This is a genomic window from Streptomyces arenae, assembly GCF_022343545.1.
Lineage (GTDB): Bacteria > Actinomycetota > Actinomycetes > Streptomycetales > Streptomycetaceae > Streptomyces > Streptomyces humi.
Window position 1 is genome coordinate 241,295 of record NZ_JAKQYH010000043.1, and the last position, 18,446, is coordinate 259,740.

General features: G+C 72.2%; 15 protein-coding genes and 2 tRNA genes. 5 read left to right on the plus strand and 12 right to left on the minus strand.

The genetic code is table 11. The features are described from left to right. The first annotated feature begins 219 nt into the window (after window positions 1-219). Both MB828_RS19175 and MB828_RS19180 read left to right on the plus strand, forming a co-directional pair. Complete coding sequence (locus MB828_RS19175) at window positions 220-978, plus strand: IclR family transcriptional regulator (RefSeq protein WP_301649279.1); 759 nt, start codon at window positions 220-222, stop codon at window positions 976-978. 109 nt (window positions 979-1,087) lie between these two features. Next, window positions 1,088-1,164, plus strand: a tRNA-Lys gene (locus MB828_RS19180). A 76-nt stretch (window positions 1,165-1,240) separates the two neighbouring features. Here the strand turns inward: MB828_RS19180 and MB828_RS19185 are convergent. The 6 genes from MB828_RS19185 to MB828_RS19210 all read right to left on the minus strand — a co-directional run bounded on the left by MB828_RS19185 (window position 1,241) and on the right by MB828_RS19210 (window position 7,887). Further along, window positions 1,241-2,197 carry a DUF4331 family protein gene (locus MB828_RS19185; protein WP_301649280.1) on the minus strand — a complete coding sequence of 319 codons (957 nt, stop codon included), beginning with the start codon at window positions 2,195-2,197 and terminating at the stop codon, window positions 1,241-1,243. Between the two features lie 116 nt (window positions 2,198-2,313). Continuing rightward, entirely contained in the window at window positions 2,314-3,942 is a 1,629-nt protein-coding gene (locus MB828_RS19190) for an AMP-binding protein (protein WP_301649281.1), read from the minus strand. 105 nt (window positions 3,943-4,047) lie between these two features. Then, window positions 4,048-4,518: a DUF3592 domain-containing protein gene (locus MB828_RS19195; protein ID WP_343236180.1), complete on the minus strand. Its 471-nt coding sequence runs from the start codon at window positions 4,516-4,518 to the stop codon at window positions 4,048-4,050. Window positions 4,519-4,646: 128 nt separating this feature from the next. Next, window positions 4,647-5,252 carry a lytic polysaccharide monooxygenase auxiliary activity family 9 protein gene (locus MB828_RS19200; RefSeq protein WP_133021714.1) on the minus strand — a complete coding sequence of 202 codons (606 nt, stop codon included), beginning with the start codon at window positions 5,250-5,252 and terminating at the stop codon, window positions 4,647-4,649. Between the two features lie 141 nt (window positions 5,253-5,393). Further along, window positions 5,394-6,524 (minus strand): SPFH domain-containing protein, encoded by a 1,131-nt coding sequence (locus MB828_RS19205; RefSeq protein WP_301649282.1) that lies wholly within the window; start codon window positions 6,522-6,524, stop codon window positions 5,394-5,396. A gap of 64 nt (window positions 6,525-6,588) precedes the next feature. Next, window positions 6,589-7,887, minus strand: a complete 1,299-nt coding sequence (locus tag MB828_RS19210) for a peptidoglycan-binding protein (protein WP_301649283.1) — start codon at window positions 7,885-7,887, stop codon at window positions 6,589-6,591. Window positions 7,888-8,085: 198 nt separating this feature from the next. On the opposite strand from MB828_RS19210, the gene MB828_RS19215 reads away from it, so the two are divergent. The 3 genes from MB828_RS19215 (at window position 8,086) to MB828_RS19225 (ending at window position 12,421) form a co-directional block, all read left to right on the plus strand. Next, window positions 8,086-8,159 (plus strand) — tRNA-Lys (locus MB828_RS19215). 429 nt (window positions 8,160-8,588) lie between these two features. Further along, window positions 8,589-10,487, plus strand: a complete 1,899-nt coding sequence (locus tag MB828_RS19220; RefSeq protein WP_301649284.1) for a glycosyltransferase family 2 protein — start codon at window positions 8,589-8,591, stop codon at window positions 10,485-10,487. After that, entirely contained in the window at window positions 10,484-12,421 is a 1,938-nt protein-coding gene (locus MB828_RS19225; RefSeq protein ID WP_301649285.1) for a kelch motif-containing protein, read from the plus strand. Before MB828_RS19220 ends, MB828_RS19225 begins: the two co-directional genes overlap by 4 nt. Window positions 12,422-12,534: 113 nt before the next feature. Here MB828_RS19225 and MB828_RS19230 read toward each other — a convergent pair whose 3' ends face one another. The 6 genes from MB828_RS19230 to MB828_RS19255 all read right to left on the minus strand — a co-directional run bounded on the left by MB828_RS19230 (window position 12,535) and on the right by MB828_RS19255 (window position 18,341). Further along, a complete protein-coding gene (locus tag MB828_RS19230) occupies window positions 12,535-13,119 on the minus strand; it encodes a DUF4232 domain-containing protein (protein WP_301649286.1) in 585 nt (194 codons plus the stop codon). Window positions 13,120-13,276: 157 nt separating this feature from the next. Beyond that, window positions 13,277-14,278, minus strand: a complete 1,002-nt coding sequence (locus MB828_RS19235; protein WP_301649287.1) for a glycoside hydrolase family 6 protein — start codon at window positions 14,276-14,278, stop codon at window positions 13,277-13,279. Window positions 14,279-14,897: 619 nt separating this feature from the next. After that, window positions 14,898-15,566, minus strand: a complete 669-nt coding sequence (locus MB828_RS19240) for a class F sortase (protein WP_133021707.1) — start codon at window positions 15,564-15,566, stop codon at window positions 14,898-14,900. Window positions 15,567-15,579: 13 nt separating this feature from the next. Further along, window positions 15,580-16,128: a hypothetical protein gene (locus MB828_RS19245; RefSeq protein ID WP_301649288.1), complete on the minus strand. Its 549-nt coding sequence runs from the start codon at window positions 16,126-16,128 to the stop codon at window positions 15,580-15,582. Window positions 16,129-16,258: 130 nt separating this feature from the next. After that, complete coding sequence (locus MB828_RS19250) at window positions 16,259-17,038, minus strand: HAD-IIA family hydrolase (RefSeq protein WP_046734717.1); 780 nt, start codon at window positions 17,036-17,038, stop codon at window positions 16,259-16,261. Between the two features lie 361 nt (window positions 17,039-17,399). After that, window positions 17,400-18,341 carry a hypothetical protein gene (locus MB828_RS19255; protein ID WP_301649289.1) on the minus strand — a complete coding sequence of 314 codons (942 nt, stop codon included), beginning with the start codon at window positions 18,339-18,341 and terminating at the stop codon, window positions 17,400-17,402. Between the last annotated feature and the right edge of the window lie 105 nt (window positions 18,342-18,446).

Consider the following 18,446-nt stretch of genomic DNA (forward strand, 5'->3'; position numbering starts at 1 on the left):
CAGTCCCGTGACTACAGGAAGTGAACGCACGATCAGGCGAGGTCCGGCGGCCGGGGCATTCCGCTGGCATATGCCAGCGGGTCTGCGTCGCAGTTGGGAGCGCCGGAATCTCCTCAACACCCCCTCCGTTTCGGCCGCTTGCCCGTTATCGTGGAGGGGATCCGTCATCCGGACCGCGGCCAGACAGTAGCAGTGCCTAGCGAGCGCAGGGGGACCACCGTGGCGCTGAAGCACGAGCCGACCGCCCCGTACCACTCCGCCCAGGACGCCCTGCGTGTCCTGGAGACGGTGGCACGGCACTCCGCCGGCGTCACCGACACCGAGCTGGCCCGCCTGACCGGCCTGGAACCCGAGCGGCTGACCGGGTTGCTGCGCATGCTGCGCCGCGAGGGCTACGTCGAGCAGGTCACGGACGGCGCCTACGTCACCGGCGAGACCCTGCGCCGCCTCGGCTCCGCGCACGACCGGGAGCGGGCCCTCGGCGAGCAGCTCCAGGGGACCCTCGACCGGCTGCGCGACTCGGTGGGCGCCGCCGTGTACCTCAGCCGGTACGTCGACGGCGAGGTGCGGATCGGCCCGTTCGCGGCCGGCCCGGCCACCCCCGCGGTCAACGAGTGGGTGGACTTCCGCTCCTCCGCGCACGCCACCGCGATCGGAAAGAGCCTGCTCACCCAGCTCGACCACAACGCCCGCCGCGACCACCTCTCCCGGCACAAGATGGCCCGCCTCACCTCGCGCACCATCACCAGCGACAAGCTGCTGCTCTCCCGCCTGGAGGCGCAGCCGCCGACGGTGCCCGTCCTGGACCTCCAGGAGTACGCGATCGGCACGGTGTGCGCGGCGGTCCCGATCACGGCCGGTTCGGCCGTGGGCTGCCTGGCCCTGTCCCTCCCGGTCGAGCACGCCCACCGGCTCCGCCAGGCCGCCGACACCCTGAACCGTGGCGCGGCTCCCCTCCTGCTGTCCCTCGCCATCTAGGGCCCGTCCCGGCGGCCCGGCCCCGTGGTCGGAAGCACCCCCGCGGACCAGGTAGTATTTTCTTCGTCGCCACCGCGAGAACGAGGTTCGGATGGTCGGCGAGAGTCATGCGCCGCTAGCTCAGTTGGTTAGAGCAGCTGACTCTTAATCAGCGGGTCCGGGGTTCGAGTCCCTGGCGGCGCACCATGAATGACCTGGGGTTCTCACACCCCAGGTCATTTTTTCGTGCGCGTGTGCCCCTGCCGTCAGTGTGCCCCTGCCGTCAGTGCGGGTCCCCCAGGAAGGGGAAGTCGGCGCGCAGGTCGTCGTGGGGCGCCAGTCCGTCGTGGGGCACGGCGCCGTTGCTCAGCTGGGCGATCCCCAGGTTGATGACGTCGTCGGTGAGGTTGCGGCCGTTCGGGAAGCCGTCGGCGCTCGTGCGGTCGTACGTCAGGAGGTCGGGGAGCAGTCCCTCGGCGAGGGCGACCGCCCGGTCCCGGGGGTGGCCGCCGTGCTCGAAGACGTGCGCGAACTTGTCCAGGAAGAGCTCGCGGTCCTTCGACGGCTCCTGCTGGTTCCAGACCCGCTTGTCGTCGTCGTTCTGGTTGAAGTTGTTGTCGATGCCGGGGCGGCCCGCCCGGTCGCCCTGGACCAGCCGGCCGTCGTGCGGGACCAGGACCCGGCCCCAGACGCCGACCCGCGGCTCCGGGCCGAGCACGGCGTTCGGGACCTCCAGCACGATGCCGAACACGTTCTTGTCGGCGAAGAAGTCCTTGCCGGTCCACTGGAAGCCGTTCCCGGCGCCGACCGGGTCGGCGAAGAACGGGTCGCTGCGCAGCCCGGCGAAGAACCGGAAGCCGCCGGCCTCGGTGATCTCCGGCTCCGTGCCGAAGGTGACCGGGGCGTGCGCGATGACCGTCTCCCCCGCCTCGACGTCGGCCGCCGCGTCCCGCCCCGCCGCCAGCTGCACGCTCGCGGTCTGCGTGTACGCCGCCACCGGCGAGAAGCGCACCCGCAGGGCGACGTCGTTCACCGCGTCACCGTCGTTGTCCACGCCGAACTCGTATACCGACTCGGAGTCGACGGCGTCGGCCGTGATCGGCGAGTGCGGGTTGATGTTCATCACCAGGACCGTCCGTTCCGCGTCCCCCGGCTGCTGGAACACGTAGACGTCGGTGATGTGGCTCCTGGGATCCATGCTCGTGGGGCTGATGCCCAGACCGGAGACGTGGTGTGCCATGTCGATGGCTCCTCTCGGGGTAGCCGCCCAGGTCGATCGTCGCGGCAACGGACGCTAACACGGGGCGAGTTGCCCGGGTGTGCACGCATTACGGCCTTCCGGGCAGGCCCGCGCGCTCAGCGGCGCGCGGTACCCGGTGCGCCGTCCGGACACCAGGCCGCGGCCTCCTCGGGGGTCAGCCTGCGGTACGTCCGCTCCCCCGGCGGCCGCCACCACACCGGGTCCGGGCACCGCACCCCCTCGCCGCGCAGCGCGGCCCGCTGGATCTTGTTGGTGGCCGTCACCGGCATCCGCTCCACCACCCGGACGAACCGGGGCGCCATCTTCGTCCCCAGGTCGGGCTGGGCCAGCAGGAACTCGGCGAAGTCCAGCGGCTCGAACCGCCCGGCGACCGTCGCCATCACCTGGTCCCCGGTCACCGGATCCGGTACCCCGTACACGGCGACGGCGTCCGCCCCCTCGTACCGCGCCAGGATGTTCTCGATCATCGCGGCGGCCAGGTTCTCCCCGTCGACCCGGATCCGGTCGTCGGTGCGCCCCGCGAAGTACAGGTAGCCGTCCGCGTCCCGGTAGAAGAGGTCCCCGGTCCAGTACCAGCCTCCCCGCCGCCGCTCGGCCTCCGCGCCGGGGTTGCGCCAGTACCCCTCGAAGGGGTTCGGCGCCCGGTTCACCAGCTCCCCGATCGCCCGCTCCCCGTTGAGCAGCCGCCCGCCGGAGTCGAAGACGGCCGCCGGGCACTCCGCGCCCGACTCCTGGTCGAGTACGACGAGACCGGGCGCCGCCCGCCCCACCGCCCCGGCCGGGGTCCCCGGCGACCACTGGACGGCCGCCCCGCCCTCGGAGGACCCGTACCCCTCGACCAGCCGCACCCCGAACCGTTCCTCGAAGGCCGCCGCGTCCACGGCCCCGGCCTCGGTCCCGAAGCCGAGCCGCAGCGGGTTCTCGCGGTCGTCGGCGCGTGGCTCGGTGGCCAGTACGTACTGCACCGCGCGGCCGACGTAGGTGAAGTAGGTGGCCCGGTACCGGCGCACGTCGGCCAGGAAGCCCGACGCCGAGAACCGCCGCCGTAACGCCACCCCGGCGCCCGTCACCAGCGCGGGGGCCCAGTCGGCGATCACCGCGTTGCCGTGGAACATCGGCATGCAGACGTAGTGCACGTCGTCGGCGGACAGCCCGAACTGCGTCACCAGCGACCGCCCGGCCGCGGCGAGCCTGCCCTGGGAGCAGAGCGCGGCCTTGGGAGCCCCCGTGGAGCCCGAGGTGAAGTAGAGCAGCATCCGGTCGGCGGGGCGGGCCCGGGAGGCGTCCGGGAAGGCGCCGAGATAGGGGGCGAGCAGGCCGCCGTACTCCGGTCCGTCAGTGACGAGGATCCGGACGCCCGGCAGTTCGAGTCCGTCGAGCAGCGGCAGCCGAGCCCGCTCGGTGACCAGTACCGGGCACTCGGTGTGCATGATGTCCTGGGCGAGTTCGCTGCCCCGCCGGGTCGGATTGATCCCGGCGACGGCGGCCCCGGCCAGCGCGGCCGCGCCCAGCCAGAGCGGGAACTCAGGGGTGTTGTCGAGCAGCACACCGACGTGGGGCACACTCCCGGCCGGCAGCAGATCGGCGAGCAGAGCCGCCCGGGCGGCGGCCCCTCCGGCCACCTCGTGGTGACTGTAGACCCGCTCCCCGCACCACAACCCCGCCCGGTGATCCCCCCACCGGGCAGCCACCGCCTCAGCAACCGTGCGTATCGCGGATTCCATGAGCGGGCAGCATAACTGACACTCCGTCAGATGTAGAGCCCCGTAAGGGGCGCGGGGAACTGCGCGACCAGCCCCCCACACACCCGCACCCGACCACACACCGCGTCAAGGCGTCACGTCACCCCACGCCGAGAAGATGAAGTGCGCCGCCCCCATGAAGGCCAGCGCGAACCCGATGAACACCACGAAGAAGGCCAGCGAGCACCCCGTCCCCGCGGCCAGCCTCCCCTGCGCGGGCGGCTGCGCGGTCGCCTTCTCGGGCCGCTCCGGCAGGTAGTAGACCGTCACGAAGTCCCCCTCGACGACGGTCGGCGCCCCGTCGCGCTCGTCGATGCGGACCGCCCGCCCCTCGGCCGTCGTGAACTCGTACACATGGTGGAGCGTGGTCGTCACGGACGTCTCCCCGCCGCCGCTGGTCGTCGTGTACGACCGCAGGCAGCGCGCCTCGGCCGTCCGCCCGTGACGCCACGCCCGGCTGATCTCGCTCGACCGCCGCAGCGTCCTGACCACCCCGAGGACCCCGACAACGACGAAGACGGCGGGAATGACGTAGAAGAACGCTTCCATGAAGTCCATGAGGGCCCCCCGGTCCGAACGCCGGTCCGACTGACCGGCACGGCCGGAACGTACCCCTCTGGCCTGCGGCGGGTCCTCAAGCGAAGCTCAGATCCACCCGGTGTTACGTACTCGTCGAGCGACTCCGGTCAGAACGTGACGTCCGAGCAGGCGTAGAACGCGTTGCTCGTGTCGGCGATCGTCCAGACCGCCAGGATCACGTGGTGACCGCTCAGCCCCGACGGCAGGGTGCCGCTGTGGCTGAGGGTGGCCGGCGGGCGCTGGCCGTTGTAGGGGACGGTGAGGAACGGGGTGGTGTTGAGGTCCGAACGGGCGAGGGCGTGGTTCTGGTTCCAGCCCGTCTTGGTGACGTAGTACTTGAAGTCGGTCGTGGCGTGCATGGCCGTGAACTGCCAGCGGAACGTGTACGTCTGACCGCCCGTCACCCTGGTCGTGGGCCAGGCCCCGCCCGACGGGGTCGTGGGCGAGCTGAGCTGGGCGAACCGGCTCACCCCGCCGTTGCAGAGCTGGCCGTCGGCGGGACCGGCCGCCGGGAAGCCCTTGGGGCCCTCGACGCTCTGCGGCTCGTACTGGATGTCGCCGCAGTTGGTCACGGTGCCGTTGGCACAGAGCTTCTGCCGGCTGATGGGGAGGTCGGTGTAGCCGTGCCCGCTGGCACCGCCGGTGGAGAGTGCGAAGGCTCCGGCGGTCGCCACGCCGAGCACGACGGCCGACACCTTGGTCCGTTTACGCATGCTGCCGCTCCTGGTGAACGTGGGGGAAGTTCGGTGAGCCGTGCAGGTCTAGACCAAGTCCCAGATTATTGCCGACTGTTGACCGTGTCCATATCAAAGACACGTCCGTACCCGTCCCGGCGCCGATCCGGTGCGCCCCGATCACGGCGCGGATCCGGTGCGCCCCGAGCAGAACGCCACCGTCAGGTCCCGCACCAGCACCTTGCGTTCGTAGTCGTCGAGTTCGACCAGGCCGCGCATGGTCAGCCGGGTCACCGTGTCCTCCACGGAGTCCACGACGGAGGTGAGCATGGTGGCCCGCTGCTGGGCGTCGAGCGCGGCGATCCGGCGCCGGTGCATGGCCGCGGCCACCTCCGGGGCGTACTCCACCCGGACCGGCTGCACGGAGAACACCTCCAGACCGACCCCGGACGCGTCCGCCGCCACCCGCCGGGTCAGCGCGTCCGCGGCCGCCTCCGCCGAACCGCGCGCCCCGCCCGGCACCTCCACCGGCACCCGGACCAGCGCCGCCTCCACGCACTCGCGCAGATACGTCTCGTGGCCCTCGACGCCGAGCACGGCCCGCGCGGTGTCCCGCACCCGCCACACCACCAGCACGACGACCCGCAGCGCGACCCCGTTGCCGTCCGCGGCCGGCATCTCCTCGCTGCGCCAGTGCCGCAGCCGGACGTCGACCCGGCGCCTCAGGTGCAGGGGGTTGACCCAGAGCAGACCGGTGCGGCGGACCGTCCCCCGGTAGCGGCCGAACAGACCGAGCACCCACGCCTGCCCGGTCACCCCGCGCGCGAGGCCCCCGAAACCGCACACGCCGAGCGCGCCCGCCCCGGCGTACGCGGCCCACTGCGCCGGTCCGAGCCCCGCGCCCCCGGACGCCGGCAGCCGTAGCGCGTGCACCGCCAGCGACGGCAGCACCCCGGCCCACCAGGAGGTGGTGAGACCGCCGGCCAGTCCGCCGAGCCCGGCGAGCACCCCGGCCGCGCCGGGCAGCACGCGCGCGGGGTGTTCCACCAGTTGGGGGTCGACGGCGGCGGCCGGCCGGGGCTTCGCCGGGGCCGGCCGCCGCAGCCGGGGCTGTTCGCCGGTGCCCTGCCGGCGGGCGACGACCGCGGGCCGCAGCGGTACCGACACCGGGGCGGGATCGTCGCGGAAGAGCAGATGGACGGGGATCTCGGTGGTGGCCTCGTTCTGGATCAGCCGCGGGACCGGACGGACGGGCGGCCCGTCGTCGAGGGGCTCGCCCGATTCAGGGGTGTGTGCGGTGGTCGTACTCATTCCTGCCTCCAGCCTCCGCGCCAGATGCGTCAGGTGATGTGTTGGTGAGTGCTCGTGGGGGTCGTCACTGGAACAGCCGGCGCCAGGTCTCCGGCCCCGGGTAGCCGTCGGCCGCGCCGCCGCGCCAGCCCTGGGCACGCTGGAACGCCTCGACGGCCCTGCGGTCCGCCTCGCCCCAACGCGGCCCCGGACCGTCGGTGTAGAAACGGCCGTAGCCCTTCTCGACCAGCCGCTCGCCGAGCCGGGTGACGTGCTCGTTGTCGGCGCCCGGGCGGAAGTGGTTCTTGCCGGGGTAGCCCGGGACCCCGTGCGAGGCGGGAGCGGCCGGGGCGTCGGCGGGCCTGATGCTCTTGCCCCGCCCGCCGGCGAGGAGTTCCCAGGTCCGCGGTCCCGGCAGCCCGTCGGCGGCGGCGCCGGTCCAGCCCTGGGCCTGCTGGAAGGCGCGGGTGGCCCGCTGGTCCGCGGGACCCCAGACCGGTCCCGGCCCCTTGCCGTAGAAGCCGCCGGCGCCCCGCGCGACCAGCATCCGGCCGAGGAGGGTGACGTACTTGTTGTCGGCGCCGGGCCCGAAGAAGGCGGCCCCCGGGAACGGCCCCGCCGCCTTCCCGGCCAGTGCGCCCGCCGCACCGGGGTCCGCGACCAGTCCCTTGTAGCGGTAGGGGACGTACTTGGCGGAGTTGCTCCAGTAGGCGTACGGCGTGGACTGGCGGCGGGCGTGCGGGGGTGTCTGCTCGTACGCCGTGTACGCGGTGTGCGTGTGGTCCGTCCAGCCGCCGAAGAGCACGACGTGCGAGCCCTTCTCGGGGTTGTCCGGGTTGTGGAAGAGCAGCATGTCGCCGGGCTGGAGCTCGGCCTTGGTGATCTTGGTGCCGAACTGGCCGAGGCTGCCGGTCCACTCGTTGCCGGTCAGCCCCCAGGCCATGGAGACATAGCCGGAGCAGTCCTGGCGGTAGCCGTCCGTCCAGTAGAGGCTCATGCTGTACGGCACCTTGGCGGTGACCCAGGTCTTGGCGCGGTTGATGATCTCCGTACGGGTGATGGGGGGCGTGGTGATCGGGCCGGTCAGGGGCTTGCCGGCCGGGCCGTGCAGGGGGGACTTGGCGCCCTGCGGGGTCTCGGGGTCGGGGTCCACGGGGGCGGCGGACCGGTGGGGGGCGGACGGGGCGCTGTGGGCGGCGGCCTGCGGGGCGCTCGCGGCGAGGGCGGCGGACGCGGCGGCGGCCACGACCAGCACGCCCCGGGCGGCCGGGTGCCCGCCGAAGCGGCCCGGCAGCGGGGAGGAACCGACCCGCCGCCAGTGGACGCATCCGGGGCATTCGCAGTCGTTCGCGGGGTCGAATTCCTCGAATACCGGGGCCGGCATGCGATTCCCCTCACACTTCGGGTGGATATGTCCGGGATTGTGCACGTTGATCAGTTTCCCAACTGTCATCCCGGCGCGCATGCTGACGGTCCGAATGATGTACACGGGAGGAGCGCGGGGGGACGCGGGGGGGCTCGCCCCGGTGGCCGGTGGTCCGGAGCACGCCCCCCGGTCGGGTAGAGTTCTCGATGTCAGCAGGCGCCGCTAGCTCAGTTGGTTAGAGCAGCTGACTCTTAATCAGCGGGTCCGGGGTTCGAGTCCCTGGCGGCGCACAGACACCCGGAAGGCCCTCCGCAGCAGCGGGGGGCCTTCCGCCGTTCGCCCCCTTCTGTCAACGACCGACACGACCGGTCCACACGATCCCCACGCGCTCCACTATGAACGCGTATGACCGGTAAACAGCGCGTTTCGTGTCTTGCGATCAAGCTGAGCGCCATAGAACCCTGGATGTCCAAAGTGCCGGTGATTCCGGGCACTTGGGGGGTAGATAACCCCGGTTGCCAGATCTGCGGGGAGAGGGGCCCCGTCATGAATCGGTGCCGAGGGGGGCGCCACGCAACCGGACGGTCACGGTCCGTGTCCATGCTCTGTGGAACGGCCGTGCCCCGCCATGGACGCGCCCGAGGAGGTCGAGGGGGACCGGATCGGGCGGTGACACCGACAGACACGCGTTGACCTGCGCGTGTGTGGGGGGATGACTCATGACGTCGACGCCGACGGGTGCCCTGGTGCCCGCGCACCGCACCGCCACCGGCGCCCTGCGCCGGACGAAGAGAACGCTGCCGAGATACGACTACGAGCACTACAGCCGGCTCGCGGGCCCCCTCACCGAGCCCGATCCGGCCCGCCCCTACCAGGTGCGCTACCGCTCGCTGCTCTCCCAGGAACCGCACCGCGTCCGCGCCGCGCTGATGCTGTGCGCGGCCCCACTGCTCTCGCTGGTCCTGCTGACCTGGCTGCTGCAACCGGCGCACTGGACCCAGCGGGACCACCCGGCCCACGACGTCCTGCCGGCCCTCGACACGGTGATGCTGGTGTCGATCGGCCTGATCGAGTTCTTCCGCTGCATGAACGTGGTGTCCAACGCGCACGCCACCCTGGTGGCCCGCGACCCCGTCCCGGTGGTCCCGCGGACCGGCACCCGGGTCGCCTTCATCACCACGTTCGTGCCCGGCAAGGAACCCCTCGACATGGTCACCCGGACCCTCGAGGCGGCGGTCCGGCTGCGCCACCGCGGGCTGCTGCACGTCTGGCTGCTCGACGAGGGCGACGACCCGGAGGTGAAGCAGGTCTGCGCGCGCCTGGGCGTGCACCACTTCACCCGCAAGGGCGTCGAGCGGTGGAACCGGCCCAAGGGGCCGCACCGAGCGAAGACCAAGCACGGCAACTACAACGCCTGGCTGGAGGCGCACGGCGACGAGTACGACTTCTTCGCCTCCGTCGACACCGACCACGTCCCGCTGCCCAACTACCTGGAACGGATGCTGGGTTACTTCCGTGACCCGGACGTCGGCTTCGTCATCGGCCCGCAGGTGTACGGCAACTACGACACGTTCGTCACCAAGGCCGCCGAGTCCCAGCAGTTCCTCTTCCACGCCCTGATCCAGCGCGCCGGCAACCGCTACGGCGCCCCCATGTTCGTCGGCACCTCCAACGCCGTGCGCATCAGGGCGATCAGGCAGATCGGCGGGCTGTACGACTCGATCACCGAGGACATGGCCACCGGCTTCGAGATGCACCGCGCCAGGAACCCGGAGACGGGCCGGAAATGGCGGTCGGTGTACACCCCGGACGTGCTCGCGGTCGGCGAGGGCCCGAACGCCTGGACCGACTTCTTCACCCAGCAGCTGCGCTGGTCCCGGGGCACGTACGAGACGATCCTCAAGCAGTACTGGAAGGGCCTGTTCTCGCTGTCGCCGGGCAGGCTCTTCAACTACACCATGATGATCATCTTCTACCCGATGTCGGCCCTCAACTGGATCCTCGCGGCCCTGAGTTGCGCGCTGTTCCTGGGCCTCGGCGCCTCGGGCGTCAACATCGACCCGACCGTGTGGCTGATGCTCTACGGCAACGCCTCCGCGCTCCAGATCGGCCTCTACGTCTGGAACCGCCGGCACAACGTCTCCCCGCACGAGCCGGAGGGTTCGGGCGGAGTGGCCGGCATGGTGATGTCGGCCCTCTCCGCACCCGTCTACGCCCGCTCGCTCATGGACGCGGTGCTGCGCCGCAGGAGCAGGTTCGTGGTCACGCCGAAAGGCGAGTCGGCCAGCCCGGACACCCTCTTCGGGACGTTCCGGATCCACTGGTTCTTCATCGTCGTCTTCGCCGGTTCGCTCGTCTCCGGCTTCCTGAACGGGCACGCCCAGCCCGCGATGCTCACCTGGGGCTCGCTGGCGCTGCTCATCACGGCAACGCCGATCATCGCCTGGCGCCACGCCCTGCGCCAGGAAGGAAGACGGGCGGCCGAACCGGAGGACGCGGTACCGCCGGCCTACGCCCATGTCCCCCAGCAGCGGCCCAGCTGGACGCCCCCGGGCGGAGACCCGGAACAGACCATGCGGATCGCGCTCGGCGGCGGGCTCGGGGGGCGTGAGGAATGACCGAGAGCGCCGGCCGCCGCCGCACCCGTCGTCTTGCGACCGGCACGGCGGTGGTGCTGGTCCTGGCCGGGATCAACGGACCGTGGGTGTACCGCTTCGGGAGCGAGCGGTACCACGAGTACAAGATCAACAGACCCGAGTACAAGGCCGCGAACGGCCACTGGGGCATCATCGAGTTCCCGGCGGAGTACCGCCAGGACACCATCCACGCGGTCCTCCTGCACACCGGCAAGGTGCTGCTGGTCGCGGGCTCGGGCAACAACCAGGACAACTTCGACGCGAAGATCTACGACAGCCGGATCTGGGACCCGGTCAAGGGCACCGTCAAGAAGGTGCCCACCCCGGCCGACCTGTTCTGCACCGGCCACACCCAGCTCGCCGACGGCAACATCCTGATCGCCGGCGGCACCAAGCGGTACGAGAAGCTCAAGGGCGACGTCAAGAAGGCCGGCGGCGTCATGATCCTCTACAACGAGAACCCGGACCGACCGATGACCCTGCCCAAGGGCACCCGGTTCACCGGCAAGCGGAACGGCAAGACCTTCGTCTCCGACGACTCCGCGCTCATCCCGCGCGCCACCAAGGTCTTCGACCGGAAGACCGGCAGGTTCCTGCGGAACAACCCCGGCTACGCGCGGGTGATCGTGGAGGCGCCGAAGCAGGGCACGAAGTACGAGACCGGCACCCAGGACAACTACGGCATCCAGGGTCTGACCGGCGCCGACGCCCGCAACACCTACGGCATCGCCAACAAACTCGGCCTCGACAAACGGGACTTCGAAGGCATCAGGAACGCCTACGAGTTCGACCCGGTCGCCGAGAAGTACATCAAGGTCGACCCGATGAACGAGGCACGCTGGTACCCGACGCTCACCACCCTGTCGGACGGGAAGGTGCTCGGCGTCTCGGGGCTCGACGACATCGGGCAGCTGGTGCCGGGCAAGAACGAGGTCTTCGACCCGAGGACGCGGACCTGGACGTACACGCGGTACAAGCGCCAGTTCCCGACCTACCCGGCGCTGTTCCTGCTCCAGGACGGCAGGATCTTCTACTCGGGTTCCAACGCCGGGTACGGGCCGGACGACGTGGGCCGGGACCCGGGGATCTGGGACGTGGACAGCAACCGGTTCACCCGGCTGCCGGGGCTCAGCGACCCGGACCTGCTGGAGACGTCCGGGACCGTGCTGCTGCCGCCGGCCCAGGACGAGAAGTACCTGGTGGTCGGGGGCGGCGGGGTCGGCGAGTCCGCGCTGTCGACGAACCGGACCCGGCTGATCGACCTGTCGGCCCCCGACCCGGGGTTCGTGGACGGGCCCACGCTGGAGAAGGGGACGCGCTACCCGCAGATCTCGGTGCTGCCGGACGACACCGTGCTGGTGTCGGGCGGCTCCGAGGACTACCGGGGCCGGGGCGCCTCCGACATCAGGCAGGCCCGGCTCTACGACCCCGCGACGAACTCCTTCCGGAGGGTCGCCGACCCGCTGGTGGGGCGGGACTACCACGCCGGTTCGGTCCTGCTGCCGGACGGCCGGGTGATGTTCTTCGGCTCCAACCCGCTGTTCGCGGACAAGGCCGACACCAAGCCGGGCGTCTTCGAGCAGCGGATTGAGATCTACACCCCGCCGTACCTCTACCGGGACGCGCGGCCCGCGCTGAGCGGGGGCCCGGCGACCATCGCCCGGGGCGGGACGGGGACGTTCACGTCACGGCAGGCCTCGGCCGTCCGCAAGGTGCGGCTGATCCGGCCCGGCGCCACCACCCATGTGACGGACGTGGACCAGCGGTCGGTCGCGCTGGACTTCAGGACGTCCGGTGACCGGATCACGGTGACCGTGCCGAGGAACCGGAACCTGGTGCCGTCCGGGTGGTACATGGTCTTCGTGGACGACGACCAGGGCACGCCCAGCCGGGCGCGGTGGGTGAAGGTGCCATAGCACCTCCCCGGGCGCGGTGGCTGAAGGTGCCATAGCACCTCCCCGGGCACGCCCGGCCGTCCGCGTCGCCCCGCCGGGCCCTTGGGCGGGGGACGCGGACGGCCCGCGGGGGGTCAGTCGTTGATCTCGACGTGCCGGGCCAGCGCGGTGACGGAGAGGTCACCGTGGTCGACCCACTGCTTGAAGGCGAACGTCTTGTGCGTGGTGGCGGCGGGCGGGGTGATCTCCAGGTAGGAGGCGTGCACCGCGCCCGAGGTGCCGGTGTTGGCGTGCGTCCAGGCGACGACGGCCTCGACGCTCTGACCGTCCTTGAGGGAGATCGTCTTCTTGCCCGGGTCCTTGGCGTACCAGGTGTCACCCCACGTCACATGGGTCTTGATCGCCTTGTGCGAGGCGTTCTCGAGACCCAGGCCGGGGTAGCCGCGCACCACGCAGGTCCGGCCGCTGAGGTTGCGCAGGTTGATGACGACGCCCTGGTGGTTCATCCCGCCGGCGAGTTGCCGGCCGAAGGTGGCCTTGAGCGCGGACTCCTTGCAGGTCGGGGTCGCCGTGGCAGTGCTCTGGCTCGCCTGGGCCGTGCCCGCCCAGACGAGTCCGACGCCGACGAGGGCGACTCCGGCGAGCACCGTACGGCCGGCCTTGCGGCCGGTGCGGCGACGGGACGTGCGGCGGTTGATGGTGGTCTGGTCTTCGTTCACGGTGTCGGGCTCCACTCGTGTGCTGCGGCGCGGCCGGGGCGTGCGTCCCGGACCGTCTTCCGGTGCCGTACACATGCTCTGATGCGCGGTGCGGCGGAAATGTTCGCGGGCGGCGACGGAATCTTCCGGGCCGTCCACCGCGGGCCCGGACCACCGCTCAGGACGCCGTCGCCCGTGCCAGTCCCAGGGCGTAGGCCGGCCACCAGTCGCCGGCCTGCGGGCCGCCCTTGCAGGTGCCGTCCGACTCGCCCGGGCGTTTGACCCACAGATAGGCGTCCACGAGGGCGTCCGCCGTCCTCGTCGTCGGGGGCTCGCCGAGCGACCGGCCGGGCGGGTTGCACCAGCGTTCGGCCGGATCGCCGCCCGTGTACGGGCCGTTGCCGTTCCTGCTGGTGTCGATCACGAAGTGCTTGCCGCCCACCTTCGCCGAGAGCTGTTCGCCGTAGGCGATGGAGTCCCGGGTGGAGTAGAAGTTGGAGACGTTGACCGAGAAGCCGTCCGCCTGCGCGACGCCCGCCTGCTCCAGGGGCCGGTGAATCTGGTCGGGGTGGCCCCAGCCGGCGTTCCCGGCGTCCAGGTACACCTTGGTGTTCTTCAGCGACTTCAGCTTGGTGATCGCGCCGCGCAGCAGGTCGTAGCGCTCCTCGGCGAACCAGGCCGGGGTGCAGCCGTCGACGAGGTGCAGTACGGCGTCCGGTTCCAGGATCACCGTGGCGGCGCGGTCCTGGATGCCGCGGGCGACTCCGTCGATCCACGCCCGGTACGCGTCGCCGTCGGCCGCGCCGCCCTGGCTGTACTGGCCGCAGTCGCGGTGCGGGATGTCGTAGAGGACCAGGAGGGCGGTGCGGCCGGCCTTCCGGGCGGCCTCGGTGAAGCCGCGCGCCTCCTGCTCGGGGTTCTCCGGGCCGATCCACTCGCCGGTCGGCTGTACCGCGATCTTGCGGATCTGCTCGGCGTCGGAGTCCTTGCCCGCCCGCGCGTAACTCCTCACCTGGCGTGCCGCGTTGGAGTCGGGATTGACCCAGAACGGATCCGCCCCGCCGAACCGCCGGCTACCGGCGCCGCCCTTCCCCCCGTCCGAGGAACAGCCGGTGAGCAACACCATCACCGCGACCGCCACCGCCCAGACGGACAGCCGGCCCCCCCTGCTGTCGTACATCCAATTCCCCCCTGGATGCCTGCACTTGACCACACCCAATCGTGACATACCCCCCGCACTCCCCACGAGAAGCCGCGGACGAGAACGGCGGCGGCGCGACGTGCCCCGTCAGGGGCGCGGGGAACTGCGCGACCAGCCACCACGAAGCCGCGGACGAAAACGACGGGCAGCACAACGCGCCCCGGCAGGGGCGCGGGGAACTGCGCGACCAGCCACCACGAAGCCGCGGACGAAAACGACGGGTGGGCGCGACGTGCCCCGTCAGGGGCGCGGGGAACTGCGCGGCCGGGCACCACGGGGCCGCGGACGAGAACGGCGGCGGGGGGACGCGCCCCGGCAGGGGCGCGGGGAAATGCGCGGCCGGGCAGCACGGGGCCGCGGGTGAGAACGGCGGCGGGGGTTGGTGTGGAGGTTGGCGGGTGCATCCCTAGGCTCGGGTGGCCGTCGCCCTCTAGAGTCGCTTGCGGGCGGCCGCCCAGCCCCCCGGCCCCGCCCTCCCAGCCTCCCGCGCCTGACGCCGGGTTACTCCCGCAGCCCGAGCGCGCGCGGTCGAGGACCGGCCCGGTCGGCGGTCTCAGGGGAGCGGGCCGTCGACCGGGCGCCAGGTGCGGCGCACCCCCTACGCGGCCGTCCCGGTGAGGTACGCCGAGACGACCACGTTCGCCGTGTAGCTGCCGGTGCTCCGGTCGAAGGTGCCGCCGCAGGTGATCAGGCGCAGTTCGGCACGCCCCGTCTCGCGCGCCCCGTACGCCTGCCGGGCGTCGAAGTGGTCGCGGGGCAGGACCCGTATGTCGTCGACGGTGAACTCGGCCACGGTCCCGTCGGAACGGACCACCCGGATCCGCTCGCCGGGGCGCAGGGCGCTGATCTTGTAGAAGACGGCGGGCCGGGTCGCGGTGTCGACGTGCCCGACCAGGACCGCGGTGCCGGCCGACCCCGGCCCCGTCCCGGAGCCGTACCAGCCGACCACGCCGGGCTGGTCGAAGGGCGGCGGCTCGACCCCGCCGTTCCCGTCGAGGCCACGGACGACCACGGGGGCCTGCACGCCCAGGTCCGGGATGTCGATGCGCTGGGGTACGGCCGAGGTCAACGGCTCAGCCGCGGGTGGGAGTTCGGCGCCGGCGGGACGCCCCACGGCGGCCACGTCACCCGTGGTGGGCCCGGTCAGAGCGTCGGGCACCTCGGTGACCCCGCGCCCCCACAGCCACAGCCCGAGCAGCAGGACGGCCCAGGCCACGCCGGTCAGCAGCCGTCCGGTGCCGGACGGACGTTCGGTGTCGTCGGACATCCGGGTCCCGTCCTCAGCGTGAGCCGCGGCCCCGGCGGGCGCTCAGCAGCCCGACGGCGGCCGCGGCGAACCCGGCGAGGAGGAGACCGGTGACCGCCTGCGCGGTGTCGGGACCGGCCGAGCGGGACTCCACCGAGGCGAGCGGAGCGGCGCCCCCGCCGCCCGCGTGCACGGGCGCGATGGGCGAGGAGAACAGGGCGTCGGGCGCGTCCTGCCGGGACGCCGACCCCGCCACGACGGTGACGCGGCCGGTGACCTCCGCACCGGCGCAGCTGACCCGCACGTCGTAGGAGCCGGGGCCGGTCGTGGAGCGGACCTGGGTCTCACCGGTCAGCGCGCCGTCGGAACCGCTGAGCCGGGCATCGGAGACGAAGGCCGTCGAGACGGCGCTGCCGGTCGTACCGGAGCAGCCGGCGACCCGCAGGGTCACCACGGAGCCGGGGGCCGGCGAGGCCGGGGTGACGGTGACTCCGCGGCCGTCCGCCGCGTACGCGGCCGTCGGGGCGACGCCGGCGGCCGTGACCAGGAGTCCCGCACAGAGAGTGAGGCGAATTGAGCCCATCGTGAACCTCCAGATATCTGGAGGCTCCCCCGCACCCGGCACCCCCGCATCCTCGGGGGGCGCCGGATTGCTCCGTACGGGTGAGCTCAGGTTTGGCCCCGGCCCGCCGGACGGCCGTCCCGGACCCGGCTCAGACCCGGTCGACGAGGTCCGCGATGGAGTCGACGACCTCGGAGGGACGGAAGGGGTAGCGGTCGACGTCGTCGGGCTGGGTGACGCCGGACAGCACCAGGAAGGTGCGCATCCCGGCCTCCAGGCCCGCGAGGACGTCGGTGTCCATCCGGTCGCCGATCATCGCGGAGGTCTCCGAGTGCGCGCCGATCGCGTTCAGCCCGGCCCGCATCATCAGCGGGTTGGGCTTGCCGACGAAGTACGGCTTCTTGCCGGTCGCGGCCGTGATCAGCGCGGCGACCGAACCGGTGGCGGGCAGGTCGCCGTCGGTGGACGGGCCGACGTTGTCGGGGTTGGTGGCGATGAACCGGGCGCCGTCGTTGATCAGGCGCACCGCCTTGGTCAGCGCCTCGAAGGAGTAGGTGCGGGTCTCACCGAGGATCACGAAGTCGGGCTCGTGGTCGGTGAGGATGTACCCGATGTCGTGCAGCGCGGTGGTCAGACCGGCCTCGCCGATGACGTAGGCGCTGCCGCCGGGCCGCTGGTCGTCCAGGAACTGGGCGGTGGCCAGGGCGGAGGTCCAGATGTTGTCCACCGGCACGTCCAGGCCCATCCGCCGCAGCCGTGCGTGCAGGTCACGGGCGGTGTAGATGGAGTTGTTGGTGAGCACCAGGAAGGGCCGCCCGGACTCCTTCAGCTTCTTCAGGAAGGCGTCCGCGCCGGGGATCGGGACCCCCTCGTGGATGAGAACGCCGTCCATGTCGGTGAGCCATGACTCGATGGGCTTGCGGTCTGCCATGTTGGTGCTTCTCCTGGCGTGCGGATGGCGTGTGTGCGGGTCATGCCTGAGCTGGGGCGCCGGAACCGCGGCGTACCGACGGCCCCCAGCCTAAGCGTTCCGCCACACGGGCCGGGAGGGGCCGTCAGCCTTCCGCGAACTCATCGTGGCTGGTCGCACGCTTCCTCCCCCGCCCTTCGGCCGAGGGGTACCCCGGCGGTCCGTCGGGGCACCCCGGGGGCCAGTCGGGGTAACCCGGGGGCGCGAGCACTCCCGGCAACCCGGCCTCCCGGCTACCCGGAACCCGGCAACCCGGCCGCCGCGTCCGGCGCATGGTTCGGCGGGCCGCCGGCCGTGTCCGCGACGGCGGGTGCGGCCGGGGTCATGGCCGGCGGCGTGCCAGCAGGAAGGCGGTCGCTCCTACGAGGAGCAGCGCGGCCGTCGCCGTGAGCAGTCCGTGGGCCAGGCCGGCGCCGGTACGGGCCAGTTCCCGGGCGCGTTCCCCGGCCTCGGCGGCCTCCACGGCGAAGGGCAGGGCGCCGTCGGGGGAGGCGGTGGGCGCGGTCCCCGGGGAGGCTCCCGGGCTGGCCGCGCCGGAGACCTCCTCCGTGCCGGCCGAGGGGAGGGCGGAGGCCGGGGCGTCCGGGGTGTCCGGGGTGGCGGGAGCGTCGGGGTCGGCCGTGGGGTCCGGGCCGGCGGATGCCGTGGGCGAGGACGGAGGCGAGGCCGCGGGCGAGGACGGGAGCGGGGGCGGGTCCTGGCCGATGCCGAAGCGGTAGTCGTTGGACTCCCCCACCCAGTCCCCGTCCGAACCCTGCCGCTGGACGAGGGCCGCGTTGGCGGTGACCGCGTTCGGGACGGCGTCGGCGGCGACGGCGAGTCTGACCTTGACCGAGACGGTCGCCCCGGGCGCCACGGTGAAGCCGGGGAAGTCGTTCCCGTCGAAGACGCCGACCAGTTCGGACGCGTCGGTCTCGGTCAGCGCGACCGGGCGGGCGCTGCGGCCGTCGTAGAACTCCAGCTCGGTCTGGTCCGGCTTGAGGGCACGGTGGTCGTCGACGAGGACGACGACCGGGTGGACGTCGGTGCAGACGCGGTTCGTGGTGTTGGTGAGGTCGAGGTACCAGATGCCGTAGCCGCCGCCGGGCTCGTAGGAGGAGGGGCCGTCGTGGATGCGGGTGGCGAGCGGGAAGCCCTGCGCGTCGGCGCCCGTGCAGGACGCCTCCGCGGCGGCGGGGGCTGCGGTCGCCGTGGCCCCGGGGACGAGGACGACGGCTGCGGCGGCTAGGCAGAGGGACAGGGGGTTGCTCAGTCGCATGCGCATGAACAGGTGACTCTGCCGCGCACGAACGCGAACACCGGCACGCCACTCCGACCACCCACGCCAACCCCACCCATCCAGCCCCACCCACCACCCCGCCCCTCAGCC